The 18,125-nt window shown below is 58.3% G+C and carries 16 protein-coding genes; 8 read left to right on the top strand and 8 right to left on the bottom strand.

The features are described 5' to 3' along the window. Positions 1-10 precede the first annotated feature (10 nt). The 3 genes from lpxK to efp all read right to left on the bottom strand — a co-directional run bounded on the left by lpxK (position 11) and on the right by efp (position 3,322). A complete protein-coding gene (gene lpxK / locus HY011_18750) occupies positions 11-1,066 on the bottom strand; it encodes a tetraacyldisaccharide 4'-kinase (protein MBI3424980.1) in 1,056 nt (351 codons plus the stop codon). A gap of 234 nt (positions 1,067-1,300) precedes the next feature. Next, positions 1,301-2,662 (bottom strand): 3-deoxy-D-manno-octulosonic acid transferase, encoded by a 1,362-nt coding sequence (locus tag HY011_18755; GenBank protein MBI3424981.1) that lies wholly within the window; start codon positions 2,660-2,662, stop codon positions 1,301-1,303. A 93-nt stretch (positions 2,663-2,755) separates the two neighbouring features. Next, the gene (gene efp, locus HY011_18760; GenBank protein ID MBI3424982.1) at positions 2,756-3,322 is read right to left on the bottom strand and encodes an elongation factor P; all 567 of its coding nucleotides are present in this window, start codon (positions 3,320-3,322) and stop codon (positions 2,756-2,758) included. 192 nt (positions 3,323-3,514) lie between these two features. Between efp and HY011_18765 the strand changes: the two genes are divergently transcribed. The 4 genes from HY011_18765 (at position 3,515) to HY011_18780 (ending at position 6,921) form a co-directional block, all read left to right on the top strand. After that, positions 3,515-4,162 carry a DNA-3-methyladenine glycosylase 2 family protein gene (locus HY011_18765; GenBank protein ID MBI3424983.1) on the top strand — a complete coding sequence of 216 codons (648 nt, stop codon included), beginning with the start codon at positions 3,515-3,517 and terminating at the stop codon, positions 4,160-4,162. Between the two features lie 261 nt (positions 4,163-4,423). Then, entirely contained in the window at positions 4,424-4,852 is a 429-nt protein-coding gene (locus HY011_18770; GenBank protein MBI3424984.1) for a response regulator, read from the top strand. A 93-nt stretch (positions 4,853-4,945) separates the two neighbouring features. After that, a complete protein-coding gene (locus HY011_18775) occupies positions 4,946-6,304 on the top strand; it encodes a S8 family serine peptidase (protein MBI3424985.1) in 1,359 nt (452 codons plus the stop codon). Positions 6,305-6,486: 182 nt separating this feature from the next. Continuing rightward, positions 6,487-6,921, top strand: coding sequence for an STAS domain-containing protein (locus HY011_18780; protein MBI3424986.1), 435 nt, complete (start codon positions 6,487-6,489; stop codon positions 6,919-6,921). Between the two features lie 94 nt (positions 6,922-7,015). On the opposite strand, the gene HY011_18785 is transcribed toward HY011_18780, so the two are convergent. The 4 genes from HY011_18785 to HY011_18800 form a co-directional block, all read right to left on the bottom strand. Continuing rightward, positions 7,016-8,065, bottom strand: a complete 1,050-nt coding sequence (locus tag HY011_18785) for a VWA domain-containing protein (GenBank protein ID MBI3424987.1) — start codon at positions 8,063-8,065, stop codon at positions 7,016-7,018. A 330-nt stretch (positions 8,066-8,395) separates the two neighbouring features. Continuing rightward, on the bottom strand, positions 8,396-9,496 hold the full coding sequence (locus HY011_18790; protein MBI3424988.1) for a hypothetical protein: 1,101 nt from the start codon (positions 9,494-9,496) through the stop codon (positions 8,396-8,398). Between the two features lie 21 nt (positions 9,497-9,517). Beyond that, positions 9,518-10,060 (bottom strand): hypothetical protein, encoded by a 543-nt coding sequence (locus tag HY011_18795; protein ID MBI3424989.1) that lies wholly within the window; start codon positions 10,058-10,060, stop codon positions 9,518-9,520. Positions 10,061-10,202: 142 nt separating this feature from the next. After that, complete coding sequence (locus HY011_18800; protein ID MBI3424990.1) at positions 10,203-10,784, bottom strand: hypothetical protein; 582 nt, start codon at positions 10,782-10,784, stop codon at positions 10,203-10,205. Positions 10,785-11,385: 601 nt separating this feature from the next. Between HY011_18800 and HY011_18805 the strand changes: the two genes are divergently transcribed. Beyond that, complete coding sequence (locus tag HY011_18805) at positions 11,386-13,452, top strand: hydantoinase/oxoprolinase family protein (GenBank protein MBI3424991.1); 2,067 nt, start codon at positions 11,386-11,388, stop codon at positions 13,450-13,452. Positions 13,453-13,459: 7 nt separating this feature from the next. Here HY011_18805 and HY011_18810 read toward each other — a convergent pair whose 3' ends face one another. Then, on the bottom strand, positions 13,460-14,038 hold the full coding sequence (locus tag HY011_18810) for a hypothetical protein (protein ID MBI3424992.1): 579 nt from the start codon (positions 14,036-14,038) through the stop codon (positions 13,460-13,462). Positions 14,039-14,360: 322 nt separating this feature from the next. Between HY011_18810 and HY011_18815 the strand changes: the two genes are divergently transcribed. The 3 genes from HY011_18815 to HY011_18825 all read left to right on the top strand — a co-directional run bounded on the left by HY011_18815 (position 14,361) and on the right by HY011_18825 (position 18,001). After that, positions 14,361-14,954, top strand: a complete 594-nt coding sequence (locus HY011_18815; protein MBI3424993.1) for a sigma-70 family RNA polymerase sigma factor — start codon at positions 14,361-14,363, stop codon at positions 14,952-14,954. A gap of 182 nt (positions 14,955-15,136) precedes the next feature. After that, a complete protein-coding gene (locus tag HY011_18820; GenBank protein ID MBI3424994.1) occupies positions 15,137-16,705 on the top strand; it encodes a PDZ domain-containing protein in 1,569 nt (522 codons plus the stop codon). A gap of 114 nt (positions 16,706-16,819) precedes the next feature. Next, the gene (locus tag HY011_18825) at positions 16,820-18,001 is read left to right on the top strand and encodes a protein kinase (GenBank protein ID MBI3424995.1); all 1,182 of its coding nucleotides are present in this window, start codon (positions 16,820-16,822) and stop codon (positions 17,999-18,001) included. The last annotated feature ends 124 nt before the right edge of the window (positions 18,002-18,125 follow it).

An 18,125-nucleotide genomic window follows, 5' to 3' on the forward strand; every position in this document is an offset into this window, starting at 1 on the left:
TCGGCCAAGGCTAAGGCTGGACAGTTTTCAGCACGAGTCCTTGCAAAGCCGCTTCTTCTGCACAACGAAACGCAAGCTGAGCGGCGTAGGCTGGCAAGGCCACCGCAGCCGCCCAAGCTGCTTGTAAATTGGCCGCATCCTTTTCTGTCGTGAGCAGCCCCACAGCCCCAGCCTGTTTGGCTTCGGTGGTAAGTCCCGCAAATTCCGCCTGGGTGTAACGGTGATGATCGGCGAAGCTGCGTTGCCACACGACGCGCATACCTGATTTTCCCAGATCATTCAGAAAGCGTTCAGGCCGCGCGATGCCAGAAAAGGCCGCGACAGGCTGGTTAGCCAGATCAGTGACTTCGCATGTCTCATCGCTGTCCAAACGACGCAGCTTCGTCAATGCGTGCTGGGCATAAAAGATCGGTGCCTGCGCGCGGGTGTGACGTCGGATCGTCGTTTCAAGTGCAGCCCGGTCAAACGGCTGATCCGCGCGCGTTACGATCACTGCATCGGCGCGGCGCAACGCGGTCAACGGCTCGCGCAAACGTCCGAAAGGAACCATCCGCGCACGCGCCAATTCATCGGTCGCATCTATCAGGACCAAATTCAAATCCCGCTGCAGCCGCAAATGTTGATAGCCGTCATCCAGTAGAAAGACCGACACCGGCGCGCGTCCGGCCAGCCAGCGTCCGGCGGCATACCGATCCTGATCCACGATGACGCGCACGCCGGGACAACTTTGCGCTAACAGGTAGGGTTCATCGCCCGCCGCCGCCGCCTCGCACAAAAGCGTTTTTCCGTCAGAGACTTCGACGCGTCCCGTGCTGGCGCGTTTGTAACCACGGCTGAGAATAGCAACAGCATGGCCTTCGGACTGCAACCAATTCGCCAGCCACGCCACGCAGGGCGTTTTGCCGGTGCCGCCGACGGTCAGGTTGCCAATGCTGATGACCGGGGCAGGAAGCTGTTTTTGTTTCAACCAGCCGCGCTCGTACAGCCACGCGCGCGCGCGCACGCCGCCCGCATAAAGTTTGGCGGGCAGATAAAACAGCGGACGTGTGATGGGCGGGAGAAACATACAGGGTGATGACAAGCGTTTGCCAAAGAGCATGGAGCTCAGGCTTATGGTCTTTGAAAAATAGGTTTAACAAAACGTACTGCCAAGGGTAAGGCAGGTTATTAACCTGCCTTACCGACTTCTGTTAAATCAATTTTTCAAAAGCCAGCAGCCTGTCTTGGAAATCCCGCCCACAGGCTGAAGCCTGAACTCCATGCTCTTTGGCGGATGACACGCCACAAATCGTGTGTACGATCAAGCAAGCAATTTAACCACAGCCGCGACCGTGCGCGCAGTCGCGCCGCGATTGGCTTCGATGGTTTGGCGCGCATTGGCGCCAAGCTGTTGCGCGTAAGCCTGATCGCGCAAGAGGCGTTCAAATGCCGCGCTCAATTGTGTAACCAGAGTGTGGCGGTCGCCGCCAGCCAATTGCAACAAAGCCTCGCGCTGTAAAAATTCCTGGGCGATGGCGCGGAAGTTTTCCATGTACGGCCCAACGACGATGGGTTTGCCGTACAGGGCCGGTTCCAGAATGTTGTGGCCGCCTTTGGGCACGAGGCTGCCGCCGACAAAGACGAGCGTGGCGAATGGATAAAGCGCAGCCAACTCGCCCAGGGAATCAAGCAGGATCGTTGGCGTGGTGCGGCACATTTCCGCATAGAGTTCTTCATCGCGCACGGAAGCGAATCGGTACGAACGCGTTTCCGGCGGCTCATAAGACGAGCGGCGTATCATTCCCCCGGGGAAATCGTGCGCTTGCGCCACCACATTGAAACGCTCCGGGTGACGTGGCGCCAATAGCAGACGCACTCCGGCAAACGGTGTAGATTGCCTTAACAGGCCGAAAGCTTCGAGAATGATTCCCTCTTCACCATCACAAGAACTACCTGCGACGATCAAAGGCGCACTGTCGAGTCGGAAAACGTCATTTAATTGGGCGGAGATGGTTTTCAAGCGAGGATTCAGAGCCGTAGCACTGATGTCGTATTTGAGATTGCCGCTGACTTCGACACAGATCGAATCCGCTCCCAAGGCCACCGCGCGTTCGGCATCCGCCGCGCTTTGCATCAGGAAGCGCGAGATTTGGCGATAGAGTGGTTTGAGCACCCAGCGCACGCGCCGCGCACGCCGGAACGAGCGGTCAGAGATGCGGCCATTCGCCACTAAGACGGGAATCCCTTGCGCACGGCATTCGGCCAAGAAGTTCGGCCAGAGTTCCGATTCCATCAGGATGACGGCTTGTGGGCGAATGATTGACAACGAGCGCCGCACGGCGAAGCGCCAATCGAAAGGGAAGTAGCACACGCCGTCAGCTTCCGCCGCACGTTCGCGCGCGACCTGTTGCCCGGTGGTTGTTGTCGTCGAAACGATCAGGCGATGCTCAGGAAACTGCGCGCGCAAGGCTTTCAACAATGGCAGCGCCGCCAGCGTTTCGCCGACGGAGACCGCGTGCAACCATAAGGTCGGGCGCGTATCCGTTCGCCAATCCGCAGGCAGGCGGCCTAGCCGTTCGGTCAAATTGTGCAGGTATTTTCGATGAACGACAGCTTGCCAGGCGAAATAGGGCAGGAGCGCCAGCGCGGCCAAGGTCAACAGCAAGCTGTAGAGCAAATACATAGAGACCTCAGACTTCAGACTTCAGACCTCAGACCTCAAAGCGTAGCGAAGTCGCAAAGGTCTGAGGTCTGAAGTCTGAGGTCTGAAGTCTGGTTATCTAGCGCGTTCGATGTAACGGCCTTCGGTCGTGTCTACGCGAATCTTTTCGCCCTCTTTGATAAAGGCGGGCACCTGGATGGTGATACCGGTTTCGAGCTTGGCGGGCTTGCCGACATTGCTGACGGTCGCGCCTTTGATTTCGGGTTCGGTCTCGACGACTTTCAATTCGACTACGCCAGGGATCGTGACGCTGATGGGCTGGCCCTCAAAGAACTCTACCTTCACGTTGGTTTCGGGCAGCAGGTAGCCAACGTCATCGCCCAGTTCCTCTTCGTGCAGCCCAATCTGTTCGTAGCTGTCGTTGTTCATGAAGTAGTAGGTTTCGGCTTCGCTATAAAGGTAGCTCATTTCCTGCTCTTCAAAGTGGGCGCGTTCCACCGATTCGGTCGAGCTGAAGCGATGCTCCATCGTATTGCCGGTTTTCAGGTTGCGCATGCGGGTTTGCACCATCGCGCGCAAATTGCCGGGGGTGTGATGATGGAATTCGATCACGCGGTGCGGCACACCGTTGTGCAACAGCACCATCCCTTTCCGAATCTGGTTCGCCTTGATTGAGGCCATAACAAAATCTCCTCGAAATGCCGTAGTGATTACCCTAGTGCGATAACTGCGGGTTTGAAAAAGGGGATAAGATAACGAACCAGTCCAGACCGGTCAAGCAATCATAATTAGTGCCACGGGCGCGTTGGCCGCGACGGTTGTGTTACGATGCGCGCCCGTTACCGTACCCCAACACAAAGGAGTTCATTCAACTTGGAGAAACAGGCAGCTTTTAGCGCTGAAATGGAGCGGGCGGAACGCCTGCTGGCGCGCCGCGATCCCATCTTGCGTCCGGTCATTAAACAATATGCGCCATGCCGTTTACGCCCGCACACCCGCTACTTTGAGACGATGGTCGGCTCGATTGTCTCGCAGCAGCTTTCGACCAAAGCTGCCGATACGATCTTCAAACGGTTCAAGGCGCTCTACACCCCGGCACGCTTTCCCAAACCGGCACAGATTGCCGAGACGCCGAATGAGCACTTGCGGGGCGTGGGGTTGTCGCAACAAAAGGCGAATTACATCAAAGACCTGGCCGCCAAAACCCACGACGGCACGATCCGCTTCAACCATCTGTCGAAATTGGAAGATGCCGCGATCATCGAGATGTTGACCCAGGTCAAAGGCATCGGGGTTTGGACCGTGCACATGTTTTTGATCTTTTCGTTGGGTCGGCTGGATGTGCTGCCGGTCGGCGATCTGGGCATTCGCAATGCCATCCAGCGCGCGTATGGCTTCGATCATTCCCCGCTGCCCGCTGAGATCGAAGCTTTGGCGGAGGAGCGTGGCTGGCGGCCCTATTGTTCAGTCGCCTCGTGGTATCTGTGGCGCAGTTTGCAGAACAAACCAGAGTTGGATTAACGACGCCGAATCGGGTTTGGGTGAAACACAGAGAGCAAGGCCAGCCGTCCGACACAATGTCCAGTCGAAGAGACTTGGCTTGACCGTTGTTCGAGCGGCGATCAAGCCGGGGCAGGTTTCCGGTTCGTTGTTTCAAGCAGGTGGCGAGAATGAATAGGCCCTGGGAGGTGAGGGTTTTGGCCGCTCAAAGCAAGCGTGTTAAATTGCCGGAGAGAAAACCTACCTGGCCTGAAGTGTCCGGGTGTAACGGAAGAGGAAACCATGCCGCAAGGAATATTGCCCAAACGAATATTGATTGTAGACGACGAGGAAGACGCCCGCTTGATGATTTCGGCGGTGGCGACCGCCGCCGGGTATGAAACGGTCGAGGCCGCGGATGGGCGTGAGGCCTTGGACATCATGCAACAGGATGCCGATTTCGTCCTGGTGATCTGTGACAAAATGATGCCGCGCCTGGATGGCTATGAAGTCATTCGTTTCATGCGCGGTGACGACCGGTTAAAAGACATTCCCGTCATCATGTCCACCGCCGACCGCACGACTCAGCATTTGGGTGGTTTGGCGCCTGACGGCAAAACCCACTTCGTCAACAAAGCCTCCGGCGTTGAAAACATGCGCCAGGGCATTCAACGCGCGTTGGGCCTTGATTTGGCGGATAAATCCACACGCGAAATGCCCACCTTGGAGTAGTCAGTAGTCAGTAGCTGAATTTGACGGTCGCAACATTGCTGTCTATCGGCTGCTAACCACCAGTTGCTGACAACCGACAACCGACTACACACCATGTCCAACTGCCCGTTATGCAGCCGCGCGGAGGGCGCACTCATTTATGAATTGGCCGGCCCGGATGCCGACTTGGTGGAATTGTTGCAAGCCAATCTGCCCGGCTGGGAAAGCGCGGCGGGCGTCTGTCCGAACTGTTTGGAGTTGTTGCGCGGCGCTCAGCAACGCTTTCTCGCCAATCCCGCGATTTTCAGCGACGGCGCCTATCGCATCTTGCCGACGCCGCTGCGCATGGGCGCCGATGAACGCTTCACTGGGCGCGGGGTCACCATTGCCTTTCTGGATTCCGGCTTCTTCTTTCACCCCGATTTGACCGCCACGCAAAATCGCATCAAACGCTATGTCAACGTCGCCTTAACTGGCGAGCACGCCGAACGTAATCCTCTGAACAACGCCGATGAGGGTTGGGACGAACTCAAACGCTCCGATGATTCAAGTTGGCACGGAATGATGACCTCGGTGGTGGCGGCGGGCAATGGGTATCTTTCGCAAGGGTTGTATCGTGGCATTGCCAGCGAAGCCAACGTTGTGCTGCTCAAAGTCGGAACCGCCAATCGCATCACGCATGAAGACATCCGGCGCGGTTTGGAATGGGTGCTGCGCAACAAAGACGCCTATAACATTCGCGTCGTGAATGTTTCCTGTGCGGGCGATTACGAAGCGTCTTACCTGACGGATGGTTTGTCGCAGGCGGCGGAAGCGTGCGTGCGCGCCGGGCTGGTCGTTTGTTGTGCCGCCGGGAACGCGGGGCACTCGCCGCACCACGAAGTGCTGCCGCCAGCCTCTGCGCCTGCGGTCATTACTGTGGGTGGTTTTAACGATAAGAATACGTTGGTGCTGGCCGACAACGAGGTGTATCAGTCATCGTATGGCCCCACTCTTGACGGGTTGCAAAAGCCGGAGCTTATCGCGCCCAGCATTTGGCTGGCGGCGCCGATTTTGCCCGATACGCCAACCGCGGAAGCCGCGCACCTCTATCACGAATTGCACGCTGCTCCTGACAGCCAATTGCGCGAAATTCTGAACGAACACGCTGGCATAGATAGCGATCTGGATGCCGCACGCGCGTTGCCGCATTATCTGATTCGCCAGCTTGTCGCCATCAAACTGCACGACAACAACGTCATTAGCGGTCAATACAAGCACGTGGATGGCACCAGTTTCGCTTCGCCGATTGTGGCCTCAGTGGTCGCCCAAATGTTGCAGGCCAATGCGCGGCTCACTCCGCAACAAGTCAAACGCATTCTGATAGACACCGCGATTCGGCTGGAAAACGTGCCGGTTGAACGGCAAGGCTGGGGTTCGATTATCCCTGGACGAGCCGTGGCGCGGGCGCTGGAGATGCGTCGAAGTAGGTGAAGTAGGCGCCCTAGTAACTTCGTAATAAGTCGGCTAGAATGCCTGCGCAATCCTTGCAAAACTCTTTACCACACGCGGATGTAACAACTGAAGGCATCGAGTGAAGTCGCAGTTCAAGGCGGCTGTTTGTTTGGCTTGTCACTCCGCGGCAACACATCCACCATCGGAATTGAGTCCCCATTATGTTGACGCTTGGAATTCACTACATCGGCACCATTGCTTCGCTGGATATGCGCGGCAAATTCATCAAAGGGCAGGGCGGTCACCAACTGCAAATCCTGACCGACAAAGTGCTCGAGGCCGGCACCGCCAAGGTTTTGCTCAACCTCACCGGCGTGCCCATCATTGACAGCATGGGCATCGGCGAAATTGTGCGCGCCTTCAAACGCGTGCAGCAGTCAGGCGGCGAATTGAAGCTGGTCGGCGTGACCGAGCGCGTTTATGGCGCGTTGCGCATCACCCAATTGCTGGATTTGATCGAGAGCTATAAAACCGAAGACGAAGCGGTGGCGAGCTTCAACAAAAAGGGCAAAGGTAGAAAGAAGAAGTCAGATGACGCTGAGGATGACGCAGGTGATGAAGACAATAGCGAGAGCGAAGACGACGCCGAAGCTTGAGCCTTAACTTAACAAGGAACAAAGAAAGAGGAGCGGGCCAGTTTGGTTACTGGCCCGCTCCTCTTTCTTTGTTCCTTGTTAGTCAGCGTGCTGCTTATTTGGCGCTTTTGGTGATCGCGTAATAGCCATCTTTGGTGCGCACGGTCAACGGTGGCAGCCCGCGTGGCGGCGTCACTTTGATTTTGATCTTGTGCCACTGGCCGTCGCTTTTTACGTTCGTCGGCGTATAGCTCATACTGTATTGATGGCGCAATTCCAACGCGATGCGCGTGGTGGCGTCTTCCAATTCCGCCGCTGAGCGCGGGAAGAAGGCCTTGCCCCCGGTGGTTTGCGCAATCTCTTCAAGAATGCCTTGGCCTTGCATATCGAGCGAACTACCTGCGCCGCCGCCCATTTCGACAATCCCGATACAGTAAATTTGGACGCCCGCTTCTTTGAGCAGCTTGCGCAACTCGCCGTAGGTGTAGCGCGAGGAATTGTCCTGGCCGTCAGAGATCAACAGGAGCGCGTGTTTTTGTTGGCGGCCCTGTTTTACTTTTTCGATGCCCAGATAAACGGCGTCGTAAATTGCCGTCTGCCCTTTGGCATCCACCAAGGTCAGTTTGTTGGCGAGGGTCGTGCCGTCGGTGAATTCGGAAACCAGGCTGGCGCGTTGGTTGAAGGCGACCAGGAAGAAATCGTCATCGTCGTGGCTGGTATCTACGAAGGCTTTCAACGCCTCGCGCGAGCGGTCAATTTTGCCTTTCATGCTGCCCGAAACGTCGAAGACGATGCCGACGCTGACCGGCACATCGTCGTCTTTGAACGCATCAATGTTTTGTTTGACCTTGTCTTCAAAAATCTCGAAGTGTTTCTTCTCCAACCCCGTGACCAGCCGATTGTAAGGATCGGTGACCGTTACTGTGAGGGAAACCAGATCGGTGCGCTCAGTAATGATTGGATCATCAGGGCGCGCAGGTTTCGGCGGGTCCTGCGGTGGCGTAGCTGGCTTCGCTTCCTGCTTTTGCGCAGCAGCTTGCGTTTGTTGGGGAGTAGAACCAGACGTAGCCCCACTGCCGGTCTGTTGCGCGTGTGTCACCGCCAGGTTCAGCAGCGCAAAGAGACTAACGATGAGTGCCAGGAATGCTGAAACTTTCTTCAACATCGTTGTCCTCCAGTACCTTTGGGCAATGCCGTTGGGCAATGCCGTTGGGCAATTTCTCTTGGCAAATTGTTGGGTGATCAATCTGTGAGACGACCTAACCCAGCAAGCTAGCATTGCCAATGACTCGACCGCGACACGGCGCTTTCGCTGTAGGGGATCTCAACCGCCACAGAGAAACGGCGGTCGCGATGCAAATGGTTATTCTTCGCTGATGCAGGAAACGGACGGTGGCATTCTAGCCACTTGATGTCTCGCACGCAATTCAAATCCCGCCAAAGATCGGTTGCAGGTTCAAATAATGGGGAGGCCACGATAACCGTCACGAGATTCCTAGGTGCCTTTGGGTTCTTTGACGGCAATTTCCCGCTCGCCCGAATCGAAGAGCAGGGTCGTTTCGCCATCGGATACTTTGAACTCGATCACGACCGGCCCTTTGACATCAACCGGTAGCAAGAAACTGAATTCCTTTTCTTTGACCTCTTCGCCCGCCGCGCCCAGCGCCGTATCGGTGAAGAAGGTTTTGCCGCCAAAGTCGCGCGCGATGACTTCCAGTTTGAACCCATGCGGCGATATGCCTTCCAGCGCGATGGTCAGCCGTGCGGTTTCACCGGGACTATAGGCCACCCGGTCGGTTCGAATATCGGCGACGGTGACGTGGTCGTCGGCAAACAACTTGTCCATCTCGGTCACACCTTCGGCGATGACGCTGCCATCTTTGCGCAGCAGCCGATAGACGATTTGATTGCTATCGAGATATTCGGGCAGTTTGAATTCGACGACGGCGTGCTTGTTCAGCGTGACCGGCTTGCTCTCTTTCGTTTTGCCGATGACGAGGTCGAAGGTCGCATTCAGGATGGCTTTTTCCGCCGCCAAATCAAAGGCGAGCACGAACGAATCGTTCTCCTGTGCCCCGGCGATCAGACGCACTTTGATTTGCGCTTCAGGTGGCGGCGGTTCTTTGGCGGCAGCCGGTGGCGGCGCATTCGCTACTGTGGGCGGTGTGGCGCTGGGAGGTAGGCCCTTGGAAAGTGAGACGCTCTCGGCGTTGCCGGGCGTCGCGCCCGTCACGGACCGCACGGACGCGACTTTGTAAAAGACCAGCGCGCCCTGTTGATCGAAGATTTGCAGCAGATACTGATCGCCGCTGGCTTGCACAGCTTTCAGCAAGAGCGCTTTGGTATCGTTGGGTGGCAGCACCAGCGCCAACTGCCCGGCCTCGGTGTGACTGCCGTCCTTGCCCAAGCTCAATCTTACGCTGCCGCGAAATTCACGGTCGGAATTGTTATCGAGAATGAGCAGGTATTGTGCGCCGCTGCTTTCGAGACTGGCTGTGAGCGAAGGGCGCTGCCTGGCGCCGGATTGCGCCTGGGCCAGGGTGGCGCACAGGGAAAAGCCGCAGAGCAAGCAGGTGAACCCGAATTGTCTTGCCATCGCTTTCATGAAAACCGCCGCTCATTGTTCGTCACCGGTTAAGGCCCGATTGATGGCCGCGATGATACCACGCCGTTGCCGATTCACATTGATTTGGCGCGCCCAATTGCAAAAGAGTTGATTGAGGTACTCTCGCGTCTCCGGCAGCTCCAGCACAACGGGTTTAAGCCGTAATTGAAGGCCCTTGATGTCGAGCGTCGCCGGGTCTAGTTCCCAGCGCAGCCAGGGACACGCAGAATTTTTTTGAAAGCTGGCCCGCACATCCTTTTTCGTGAGCAGTGCCGGAATGTCGTTGAGCGGTTGATTGGCGAGTTTGGCCAAGATTTGCCTGGCCTCGTCGGACAGGGCGTAAATAAAAGTGCCCGTCACTGTGTCATCGGGGTTGGCCGCCGTCACGGTCAAGGCCGCCTTGCCATGAATTTCGAGCGCCGGTTTGTCCGGCTGTTGCACGTAAACAGCGACCGTTTTGGGCGGCGTCGTAAAGGCGCTGGGCGGGCGTGTTTGTGCTGGGCTGAGCAATCCGTAAAGCAGCAGTGTGAAGGCCAGCGGCAGATGCGGTTTCATATTACGGGGCCTATCCAAAAGGTTTTGTGGGAGCCGCACAACGTCCTGGCGCGCTGGAGTCTGGTGCCCCTCCACACTCTAGCGGCCATTTTGCTGTGCCTGCTCCCACAAACTCGGAATCGGAAAATGAGCGTCCGATTGATTACTGATCTTCCTCGCCGTTAATCGCCCGATTCATGCGGGCAATGATGCCGCGGCGCGGGCGGCCGGCATTGATCTGCTTGGCCCAGTTGGTGAAGAGGGCTTCCATCTCTTCTTTGGTGTACTTGGAGTTCTCGCTTGGGCGGGCGTTGATGTCCAGCACGACGCGCGTGAATTTCAATTTGGCGCCCATGACGTCAACTTCGAGGCCCGTGAGTTCCAAATGAATAATGGGTGGCTCAGTGGCTTTTTGGAATTGGGCCACGATATCTTTCTTTGTCACGCTGGTCGGCACTTGCGCCAGCGCCTTGCCCGTCAGCGCTGAAATCCGTTGGCGCGCATCATCGGGAATTTGATAGGTGACCGTGCCCGCCACGGTGTCATCGCTGTTGGCGGCGGTGACGGTGTAAGTCAGCTTGCCGCGCACCTCTTCCGTATCATTCAATTTCCCAAGCGCCAGTTTGGGCGCGGTCGTGTAAGCAGTTGGCTTGGGCGCCACAGCCGGTTGTTGCGCGAAAGCGAAAGTGTTCAAGGCCAGCAGGCCGATCACAGCAAAAAGCATGTGTGAGAGTTTGTTGTTCATATTTGATCTCTAACTGCCTCCTTCAATGCAGTAAAAAAGTTTGATGAAAGGGGGTACGTAAGACGCGCCGGTCATGCGGGCCAGCGTCTCGCGGTGTTTGGAGACCGCTTAGAGTATGAAAGCCGGGAAACGGATGCAAGAGCGCGCCGCAATAATTTTGCCGGCCCGTCTCTCACCTGTCACGCGCTCGACACTCCTTCAGACGCAGGGCATGATGCGGCACTGCTCACGCCGCAGGCAGACAGATCGCTTCTTAAGTTGCGTCACAATGACTTAAACAATGCAAGTGAATAATGGGGCTGGTAGAGCGAAGCGGATTTGAATTTCTCTGACGAAGTTCGCTGGCTTGCTGACATCGAACATAAAGCAGGCATAAAATGAGCCAATATCGTGAGGTTGACGTCAACAAGCGAAATTAATTCAATTTGCCGGGAATTCGGTTTGGGTTAACGCGAAGCACATAACCAAAAATTCCCCAGTGAGCCCAACTTTCGCGTCATGTGCCTCGCGCCAAACTCAGAGCGCTACACGCACTGTGGGCAGTCAGGTTTCATTATTTTCATAAAAATTTGGCTGCCCGCGCCAGGCGCGCTTTATTCGTATGGCTTCATCAACACCAATTACTTTACGCATTGGCGTAGACACCGGCGGAACGTTCACCGACTTCATTGCTGTGGTTGGCGCGCAGCAACGCGCCTTCAAAGTGCCCTCGACGCCGCAGGCGCCCGCTCAGGCAATTTTGCAAGGACTCGCGCGCATTCTGACTGAATGGCCCGAATTGACGGGCCAAAAATTCGCCACCCAAATTGTGCACGGCACGACCGTCGCCACCAATGCCTTGCTCGAACGCAAAGGCGCGCGCACCGCGCTGGTCACGACGGCGGGTTTTGAAGACGTGCTCGAAATCGGGCGGCAGGCGCGGCCCGATTTGTATAACTTTGCGGTCACGCGCCCCGCCCCGCTGGTGCCAGCCGCATTGCGCTTCGGCGTCAACGAACGTGTCGGGGCGGATGGCGGCGTCTTGACGGAATTGAAGCCGGCGGAACTGGTAAAACTCACGCGCAGGCTCAAACGTGCCCGCGTCGAATCCATCGCCGTCTCGTTGCTCTTTTCCTTCGCCCATCCGGCGCACGAGCGAGCCATCGCGGCGACGCTGGCGGAACTCAAGGTGCCGCTTTCGATCTCGCACGAAATCCTGCCCGAATACCGCGAGTACGAACGCACCTCGACCGTCGTCATCAATGCTTATCTGGCCCCGCTGGTCAGCCGTTACTTGCGGCAGCTCGTGGATGGTTTGAAGCGCACAATCCGCAATTCGCACAGCCTGCGCATCATGCAATCGTCCGGCGGTTCGATTTCCGCCGAGATGGCCGCGCGTGAGCCGGTGCGCACGATTCTCTCCGGCCCGGCGGGCGGCGTCGTGGCAGCCACGCGCATTGCCGCGCTGGCCGGTTATGCAGACGTGTTGACCTTTGATATGGGCGGCACCTCGACCGATGTGGCGCTGTGCCAGGGCGGGCTGCGCACAACGAATGAAGCGCAAATCACCAGTCTGCCCGTAGCGGTGCCGGTGCTCGACATTCACACGGTCGGCGCGGGCGGCGGTTCGATTGCTTATGTTGATGCGGGCGGCGCGTTGCGTGTCGGGCCCGAATCGGCGGGCGCTGACCCCGGCCCGGCTTGTTATGGCAAGAGCTTGCCGGAAAGCATGAAAGCCACGGTGACCGACGCCAATTGTGTGCTGGGCCGGTTTGCGGGCGGCGGTTTGTTGAATGGCGCGATGCAACTGGATGAAGCGCGCGCGGCGCAGGTGTTGGATGAATTGGCGGCGGCGCTGACAAACGCTTCGGCGCAACGGGTCACGCGCGCGCAAGCGGCGCTCGGCGTCATCCGCGTGGCCAATGCGAATATGGAGCGCGCGCTGCGCCTGGTTTCCATCGAACGCGGCTTCGATCCGCGCCGCTTTACGCTGGTCAGTTTCGGCGGCGCGGGCGGCTTGCACGCGGCAGCGCTGGCCGAAGCCTTGCGCATTCCGCGCGTGCTGATCCCGGCCAATCCCGGCGCGTTCTCGGCGCTGGGCGTGCTGCTGGCCAATGTCGTCAAAGATTATGCGCGCACCGTGATGCTGACGGTGGAACCGGGCAACGCCTTGCCCCGCGAGGTCGCCGCCGAGTTCGTGCGCATGGAAAAACAAGCCGCGCGTGATCTGCGCGCCGAAGGCTTTCCCGCCGCCCAAAGCCGACTCGTGCGCGCCCTGGCACTGCGCTATCGCGGACAATCCTTCGAGTTGGAGATTGCGGCGGCGGGCGATGTGTTGCGCGCCTTTCATCAAGCGCATCAGGCGCGTTACGGCCACGCGGATGCGAACAAAGCCATTGAAATCGTCAGCCTGCGCCTGCGCGCCAGCGGCTTGACGGAAAAGCCTGCTTTGACAGCGGCGAAACGCCTCCGCAAGCATTCAGCCAAACCGGCGCGCACGGCTCAAGTCATCCTGACCAGCAAACCCGTGAGTGTGCCTGTTTATCAACGCGAAGCGCTGACGCCCGGCGCGCAGTTGGCGGCTCCGGCCAGCGTGGTTGAATACGGTTCAACCACGCTGATCCCCAACGGCTGGCAGGCCACCATTGATGCTTGGCAAAACCTGCTGCTCACGCGCCGTATGCCGTGACGCGAGCTTATTGCCGGATGCGAATGCGCGCGCCGTCGAAAACCAGCGTCAACCCCAGCGAAGCATCGCTGTCCACCACGTTCCCGTTCGGCTCGGCGAATTCAAAGTGCAGCGGCCCCGTGAAACGCGTGTTGGTCTCGTTCAGCGTGACCGTGCCAAAGACCGTGGCCGCGCCTTTTTGTTCCTGATCGTCTTTCTTGTACTGCACCCAAGTGTAAGCGAACTGCCGGCCGCCCAGATGCTGCCAGACACCGCGCCCGCCGCTGAAGGTGTGATCCACGTCGGTTTCGACCAGCGTGCCGTCTTCGTGGAAAGTCACCAGCGTCGGGATGCCTTCGGGGTCGGGAATCGTCCACGAACCGACGATGGCCTTCTTTTGCCGTTCCAAAATGTCGAGCACGCCGCCCTGTTGCAGGTCAATCTGCGGTTGCTCGGTTTGGGCGCCTTCAACCTGCGGCAGCGTGTTGCGGACGCGGCCCCGGGCTGTGGTGCTTTGGGCAAAGACGCTGGCGGTCAGCAGTGCCATCAAACAACCGGCAGTGAGCAGTGCGGAAACGCTGTGTGGCGAGTTCAAATTGCGATTCATACGATCCTCCGTAAGTTTGAAGTTGTTGTGTCAACGAGCGGCCATTTCCGCCCTCACTCTGCTAAGCGGGAATGGCTGGCTAAACTGCCAACGCGCTCGGAAAAAAATTCATCCTGTAAAAAATTCGGTAATGACCGTAGGGGCAGACCTGCGTGTCTGCCCCGGTCGCGTTAGACGGAATCGAAAGCTACAGATGCCACCGGGGCAGACACGCAGGTCTGCCCCTACGCTGTCACCGGAAAATTTACAGAAAGAAAAATTTGCCGGCCCCGGCAATTGTGCTAGCGTGCGCGGCTGAACCTGTCTGATGGAGGGCGAGATGATGTCAGGCTCGACCGAAGAGATTACCCGATTATTACTGGCCTGGAGCGACGGCGACCAAGAGGCGCTCGCCAAGCTGACGCCGCTGGTGCAGCAGGAATTGCGCCGCTTGGCCGAACGCTACATGCGGCGCGAACGCGAGGGGCATACCTTGCAAACGACGGCGCTGGTCAACGAGGCGTATGTGCGTTTGATTGACGCGCAGCAGGTGCGCTGGCAAAACCGCGCGCATTTCTTTGCCGTCTCGGCGCAGGTGATGCGGCACATCCTGGTGGATTTCGCGCGCGCGCGCGGCTACCACAAACGCGGCGGCGCGTTGCCGCACGTCGCACTCGATGAAGCGCTGGATGTCACCGCCGACCGGGGCGCGGAATTGGTGGCGCTCGACGATGCGCTGACGACCTTGGCTGCTTTGGATCCACGCCAATGTCATGTGGTGGAGCTACGATATTTCGGCGGGTTGAGTTATGAAGAGATTGCCGAAGTCCTCAAAGTCTCCGTCGGCACGGTGCGGCGTGATTGGAGTCTGGCGCGTGCCTGGCTCTTTCGTGAACTGAGCAAAACGCCGCTCGCCGCTGAACCAGAAGCAAGCTAAATGGAAGTCTGTGCGTAAATCAAAAAACAGATACAACCTGGGTGCGCACCGCTGCCAGCGTGCAGACTAGGCGGCAGGCGGAATCATGCCGGAGGGGTTTCCTTTCAGTATCAAGCTGTCTGCCGCCGAGTCTGCACGCTGGCAGCGGTGCGTACCCAGGTAAAGCTGCTTGTTTTATTCAGATGACACCCGCTCGTTACCAGCAAATTGGCGCGTTGTATCACGCCGCGCAGGCGCAGCCGCCGCAAGCGCGCGCGGCCTTCCTCCTTGAAGCTTGCGCGGATGATGACGAGTTGCGCCGAGAGGTCGAATCGCTTTTGGCCGCCGATGCCGCCGCCGGTGATTTTATAGATGAACCTGCCTTGGCCGCCGCCGCTGAATTGCTCGCCGCGACCGCCAGCCCGGCGCTAGTTGCAACCGATGCCACGTTGCGCCGCACGCCGCCGCAAGCAAACCTGCCCACCGCTTCCGCCATTACACAACTCGATACCGCTCCGGGCTGGTTCGTGCAAATGCGCCGCCAGCCGCGCTTCCGCTGGTTCGTGCTGTGTTATGGCGTGTTCGTGTTGGGTTGTTACTTCCTGAGCGTGGGGCTGGTCGTGCGCTACGGCGACCTGGTCAAAGATTTCGGTTGGGAATACGCAGCGCGGGGCGAGCGTTGGTACGTGAGCGCGGTTGATCCGCAGGGAGTTGCCGCGGGCCGTTTGCAAGCCGGTGATGAAATACTCGCCATCAATGAAGACCGCTGGATCATTCGTCTCGGCGAAGACCTCAACTTACATTTGAACCGTGATTTGCTTGCGCCTGACCGTCCTTATTCGTTGCGCGTGGCGCGTCGGACTGTGACGACAAAGGTTGAACTGCCGCTGCCGCTGCGGCGTGACTGGCGTGTGCGGGCGCGCCTCGTCGTGGCGTTGCTGACCAGCGTGCCGTTTTGGTTGCTGGCGTTGCTGGTGGGCTGGCTGAAACCGGCGCAGCGGCTTACGCAGCTGGCCTGTCTGGCTTCGTTCAGCGCGGCGTATGACCTGGCTGCGACCGCGTTCTTTCCCGTGGCGGCTTTCCTGCCGGAGCCAGTGCATGCCTTTCAAGAGATGTTCAGTCTAGATGTGCTGAGCTTTGCGGTGACCTATCACTTCTTCTCACTCTTTCCGGCGGGCGCGCCGCCCCAGCGGGGCTGGCTGTGGTTGCGGCGGGTGTTGTATGTCTGGGGCGCGTTGCAATTCATTCCGCGCGTTTTCATGCGCCATTGGGTGGCTGCCGGTGAGCACGTCTTTCGGCAACAGTTCGCCGCGCATGCCGCCGCCTATGCCGCTTACATCCGCTTCGACGGCGCGCTCTATGCGGCGCTGGCGGTTTGTATGATGTGCGGCGCGCTGGCCGTCGTCGCGCACCATTACCGCCGCATACAGGAAGCCGATCAGCGCCGCCGTCTGAAATGGCTGTTGTATGGATTGGGTTTTGGCCTGTTGCCCAGCACGCTCTTTTTTGCCGCCTTTGTGACGGCATCCAGCCTGGGCACTTATACGCCGTCAAACAGCAATTTTCTCTTGTTGCTGCAACTCAGCAACATCTCGCTGGTCTGCATCCCGCTGGCTTTCGGCTATGCGAATCTCAAACACCGGGTCTTTGAGATTCAGGTTGTCGTGCGGCGCGGTGTGCAATACCTGCTGGCGAAAAACGTCTTGCGCGGCCTGTTGTTTCTGCCGCTCGCCGTGCTAGTACTCCATCAAGCTGTAAGTGATGGATGCTGAGAGCGCATCCGGGATGTAGGGCGGGATTAAATCCCGCCCTACATCCCTCATTTTCAGCTTGATGGAGTACTAGGTTGGACGGTCCTCGTCAACCGGCATCTGACGATTGCGGAGTTGTTCTTCCGCCATTCAATCTATTTCTACGTGACCTTGCTGGCCGCGCTCAGCCTGCGGTTTCGGCGGCAGTTGGGCGAATGGATTGACCGCCGCTTTTTCCGCGAAGCTTATAACCAGGAACAAATCCTGCGCGCCTTGATCGAAGCGCTCAAACAACTCAATGACTTGCCCGCCATCGCGCGGCTGGTTAGTCGCGAGATCGAAGCCGCGTTGCATCCGGCACGGGTTTACGTTTTTTATCGTGAGGGTGAACAGCACGATTTGACGCTTGGTTATTCCTCTGGCGGAACGACAAGGCCATTGCGCATTCCCGGTCATTACGCGCTGGTGCGCTGGGCCGAAAACAGCGCGCACCCGCTCGATTCGCAAGCCTGGCAACAGCAAGGGCTGCCGCCGCACGAACAATCCTGGCTGGCGGAGTTGGGAGCGCACTTACTCGTGCCCATCACCTTTTCGTCCGGACGGCTAGCGGGTTTGCTGGTGCTGGGCGCCAAGAAATCCGAAGAGCCTTACGGGCTGAATGACCGCCGCTTGTTGCAAGCGCTGGCCGATCAAATCGCCGTCGTAGTGGAAAACATTCAACTGCGTCAGCGCGTCGTGCAGGCCGATCAGCGCGAACGCACCGTGCTGGCGCGGCTGGCGGGCGAGCGCGTCAATGTGCTGAAAGAATGTCCGAGTTGCGGCGCCTGTTATGACGGCGACGTGCAGCTTTGCGCGCAGGACGGCCAACCGTTGAAGGTCAGCTTGCCAGTCGAGCGGACGCTTGACGGCAAATACCGGCTGGAACAATTGCTGGGCAAAGGCGGCATGGGCGCGGTTTACCGGGCGACCGATTTGCGCTTGCAACGGCAGGTGGCGCTGAAAATCCTGACGGCGGGCGCTTTCGGCGAAGCGGCAGCCCTGCGTCGTTTCGAGCGCGAGGCGCGCGCCGTAGCGCAGTTGAATCACCCGCACATCGTCGCCGTTTACGATTACGGCAACGTCGGCGGCAGCGCTTATCTGGTGATGGAATGTTTGCGCGGCGTCACGTTGCGGGTGGAGCTGAAACGGCGCGGCAAGCTTGAACCGCAAACGGCGGCGCAATGGTTCGAGCAAATTCTGGCCGGTGTGCAGGCCGCGCACGCCGCCGGGATCGTGCACCGCGATCTCAAACCGGAAAACGTTTTGGCTCATGTGTAACCAGTTTGCATCGTTGCTGTCCGGCACATTCGTCGAATGAGCATCGCATTGATGCGTTTGGCGTTGTACATGGCTTCATAGGTCGCCACGTAGTCTTTGAGATAACGCTTGTGGACACCGCGAA

This window comes from Acidobacteriota bacterium (assembly GCA_016196035.1).
GTDB lineage: Bacteria > Acidobacteriota > Blastocatellia > RBC074 > RBC074 > JACPYM01.